The 4,281-nt window shown below is 65.5% G+C and carries 4 protein-coding genes; 3 read left to right on the forward strand and 1 reads right to left on the reverse strand.

The annotated features are described in order from the left end of the window. The coding region (gene maiA, locus IE126_RS25305) for a maleylacetoacetate isomerase (protein WP_189383130.1) at window positions 1-609 on the reverse strand (609 nt) is incomplete at its 3' end. A 160-nt stretch (window positions 610-769) separates the two neighbouring features. Between maiA and hmgA the strand changes: the two genes are divergently transcribed. The 3 genes from hmgA to IE126_RS25320 form a co-directional block, all read left to right on the forward strand. Further along, on the forward strand, window positions 770-2,134 hold the full coding sequence (gene hmgA / locus IE126_RS25310) for a homogentisate 1,2-dioxygenase (protein WP_189383132.1): 1,365 nt from the start codon (window positions 770-772) through the stop codon (window positions 2,132-2,134). Beyond that, entirely contained in the window at window positions 2,131-3,366 is a 1,236-nt protein-coding gene (fahA, locus tag IE126_RS25315; RefSeq protein ID WP_054301969.1) for a fumarylacetoacetase, read from the forward strand. The genes hmgA and fahA overlap by 4 nt, the downstream gene beginning before the upstream one ends. Before the next feature lie 3 nt (window positions 3,367-3,369). Continuing rightward, on the forward strand, window positions 3,370-4,281 hold a 912-nt coding region (locus tag IE126_RS25320; protein ID WP_189383134.1), incomplete at its 3' end, for an MBL fold metallo-hydrolase.

A 4,281-nucleotide genomic window follows, 5' to 3' on the forward strand; every position in this document is an offset into this window, starting at 1 on the left:
CGCGAGGTTTGGATGAGCGTTGGCGAATGGTTTGAGGTTTTCGAGAAATGTTGTGATGCGGTTGAGGTTTGGGAGATTTTTGAGATCGATGTTCCATCTGCGTGCGTTGTAGATTTGTGGGACGAGGCAGATGTCGGCGAGCGTGAGGGTTTGTCCGATGCAGTGGTTTCCGGTGTCGACCATGTTTTCGAGGGCGATGAGGCCCGGAGTGATCATGTCGCGCATCCAGGTTTCCATGGTGATGCCGCCGTTTGACTGCGCGACTGCGTAGCGGGCGACGCGGAGGTTGCAGACGGGGTGGATGTCCATGGCGATGGCATGTGCGACGGCGCGGATGCGGGCGCGGTTGGCGGCGGGTCCCGGGAGGAGGCCGAGGCCGCGGGTCTCGTCGAGGTATTCGATGATGGCGAGGGATTGGGTGAGGGTGAGGTCGTCGATTTCGAGGACGGGGACGAGGCCCTGCGGGTTTCGGGCCAGGTGCTCCGGGTCGCACTGCTGGCCTGTGGTCAGGTCGACGGGGAGGCTGTGCCAGGAGAGGCCGGCGAGGCCGAGGGCGATGCGCAGGCGGTAGCTGGCGGAGGAGCGCCAGTAGTCGAAGAGGCGGATCATGGGCGGCGCTCCTGGCGGTGTTCTGTCCTGCGGGCTGCGGATCAGGGTCCGGGGGGTCGGGTCTGTTCGTTGCATATGCAATAAATAGCTTGACTTTGTTGCATATGCAACTAATTATCCGCACATCCTGCCGGAGGGCAGCATGAACGGAGGCCGCGCCATGACGAACCAGACCCTGCCGGGCGGGATGATCCGCTCGACTGCCGTGACCGGCCCGCATGCGGGTTACATGCCGGGCTTTGGCAATGACTTCGAGACCGAGGCGCTGCCGGGGGCGCTGCCGCAGGGGCAGAACAGCCCGCAGAAGTGTGAATACGGGCTTTATGCCGAGCAGCTTTCGGGTACGGCCTTCACGGCGCCGCGGGGGCAGAACGAACGGACCTGGTGCTACCGGATCCGGCCTTCGGTGAAACATGTGGGCCGGTTCACGAAGATCGCGGTGCCTTACTGGAAATCGGCGCCGCATATCGACCCGGATGTGATCTCGCTGGGGCAGTATCGCTGGGACCCTGTGCCGGTGGGGGACGGGGCGCTGACCTGGATCACGGGGATGCGTACGATGACGACGGCGGGGGATGTTAACACGCAGGTGGGCATGGCGAGCCATGTCTATCTGGTGACGCAGTCGATGGAGGACGAGTATTTCTTCTCGGCCGACAGCGAATTGCTGGTGGTGCCGCAGGAGGGCAGGCTGCGCTTCTGCACGGAACTGGGCATCATTGACCTGGAGCCGAAGGAGATTGCCATCATCCCGCGCGGTCTGGTCTACCGGGTGGAACTGCCGGACGGCCCGGCGCGGGGCTTCGTGTGCGAGAATTACGGCCAGAAGTTCGACCTGCCGGGCCGCGGCCCGATCGGGGCGAACTGCCTTGCCAATCCGCGCGACTTCAAATGCCCGGTGGCGGCCTTCGAGGACCGCGAGGCGCATAGCCGCGTCGTCATCAAATGGTGCGGCCAGTTCCACGAGACCTTCATCGACCACAGCCCGCTGGATGTGGTGGCCTGGCACGGCAATTACTGCGCCTACAAATACGACCTGCGCACCTACAGCCCGGTGGGCGCCATCCTGTTCGACCATCCCGATCCGTCGATCTTCACGGTGCTGACGGCGCCCTCGGGGCAGGAGGGGACGGCGAACATCGACTTCGTGCTGTTCCGCGACCGCTGGATGGTGGCCGAGCACAGCTTCCGCCCGCCATGGTATCACAAGAACATCATGTCCGAGCTGATGGGCAACATCTATGGCATCTATGATGCGAAACCGCAGGGTTTTGTGCCGGGGGGCATCTCGCTGCACAACATGATGCTGCCGCACGGGCCGGATCGCAACGCCTTCGAACATGGGTCGAACGAGCCGATGGTGCCGCATTACCAGGCCGAGACCATGCAGTTCATGTTCGAGACCCGCTTCCCGCAGCATCTGACGGAATTTGCCGCCAAAGAGGCGCCGCTGCAGGACGATTACGTCGATTGCTGGGACAGCCTTGAAAAGAAATTCGACGGCACGCCGGGGATCAAGGCATGACGCAGCAAAGCTGGCTGGCCTCGGCGCAGGGCGACACCGACTTCCCGATCCAGAACCTGCCCTGTGGCGTCTTCGACGATGGCCGGGGCGCGCGGATGGGGGTGGCCATCGGGGATATGATCCTCGATGTGGGCGCGGTGGATCACGGGCTGGACCCGGCGCTGTTCGCGGCCCCCGCCTGGAATGCGGTGATGGCGGCGGGGCCTGCGGTCTGGGCGGCGCTGCGGGCACGGCTGACCGATCTTCTGTCGGACCCGGCGCATCGTGCCATGGTGGCGCCGCATCTGGTGCCGCAGGCGGGCGCGCGGCTGCTGATGCCCTTCGCGGTGGCGGAATATACCGATTTCTACGCCGGCAAGAACCATGCGGTGAATGTGGGCACCATGTTCCGCGGCGCCGAGAATGCGCTGCCGCCGAACTGGCTGTCGATCCCGATCGGCTATAACGGCCGGGCCTCGTCGGTGGTGGTCTCGGGCACGCCGGTCACCCGGCCCTGGGGGCAGGTGAAGGGGCCGGACGAGGCGCTGCCGCGCCTTGCGCCCTCGGCGCGGTTCGATCTGGAACTGGAGATGGGCGCCATCGTCGGCCAGCCGTCGCAGGGCATGGTCTCGGTGGCCGAGGCCGACGAGATGATCTTCGGCTATGTGCTGCTGAACGACTGGTCGGCGCGTGATATCCAGGCCTGGGAATACCAGCCGCTCGGGCCGTTCCAGGCCAAGGCGACGGCGACGACGATCAGCCCCTGGATCGTGATGAAAGCGGCGCTGGAGCCGTTCCGCGTGGCAACGCCCGCGCGCGAACGCCCGCTGCTGCCCTATCTGCGCGAGCCGGGGCCGATGCTTTACGACATCGGGCTGACGGTCAGCCTCGCCCCCGGGGGCAAGGCCGAGACCGTGATCGCGCGCACCAATTACCGCGAGATGTATTATTCGGCGGCGCAGCAGCTGGCGCATCACACGACCTCGGGCTGTGCGATGCGGGTGGGCGATCTGCTGGGGTCGGGCACCATCTCGGGCACCGCGAAGGACGCGCGCGGCTCGCTGCTGGAGCTGAGCTGGGGCGGGAAGGAACCGCTGACGCTGGAGACCGGCGAAACGCGCAGCTTCCTTCAGGACGGCGATACGCTGGTCTTGCGCGGCGCGGCGCAGGGCGCAGGCTACCGCATCGGATTTGGCGATTGCGCGGGGCAGGTGCTGCCCGCCATCGAACTGCCCGGCTGGGCGAAGGAGTGAACCATGGCCAAGGCCTTTGCCTCGCAGGGCGACCTGTCTGAAAAGAAGATCAGCTTCACCGAAATCGGCGAGGGGCTTTACGCCTTCACCGCCGAGGGTGACCCCAATACCGGCGTGATCATCGGCGATGAGTCCGTGATGATCGTCGAGGCGCAGGCGACGCCGCGTCTGGCGCGCAAGGTCATCGACTGCGTGCGCTCGGTCACCGACAAGCCGATCAGCCATGTCGTGCTGACGCATTACCACGCGGTGCGGGTGCTGGGCGCCAGCGCCTATGGCGCGCGGGAAATCATCATGTCCGACGTGGCCGCCGCCATGGTCGAGGAGCGCGGGCAGGAGGACTGGGACAGCGAGTTCGGCCGCTTCCCGCGCCTGTTCCAGGGGCACGAGGAAATCCCCGGCCTGACCCGCCCGACCACCACCTTCTCCGACAGCATGACGGTCTGGCTCGGCCGCCGCCGGGTGGACATCATGAAGCTCGGCCGCGCCCATACCGCCGGTGACGCGGTGATCTGGGTGCCCGATCAGGAGGTGATGTTCACCGGTGATATCGTCGAATACCATTCCGCCTGCTATTGCGGCGACGGCCACTTCACGGACTGGCCCGAAACGCTCGCCAATATCGCGGCCTTTGAGCCCCGCGCCATCGCGCCCGGCCGCGGCGACGCGCTGGTGGGCGAGGAGATGGTCGCCAAAGCCATCGCCAATACCGCAGACTTCATCCGCTCCACCTACAAACCCGTCGAACGCGTCGTCGCCCGCGGCGGCTCCCTCAAAGAAGCATGGGACGCCGTCCGCGCCGCCTGCGACCCCAAATTCGCAAACTACGCCATCTACGAACACTGCCTCCCCTTCAACGTCGCCCGCGCATACGACGAAGCAAAAGGCATCGACACTCCCAAAATCTGGACCGCA

Origin of the sequence: Gemmobacter nanjingensis, from assembly GCF_014652195.1 — a bacterium.
Lineage (GTDB): Bacteria > Pseudomonadota > Alphaproteobacteria > Rhodobacterales > Rhodobacteraceae > Gemmobacter > Gemmobacter caeni.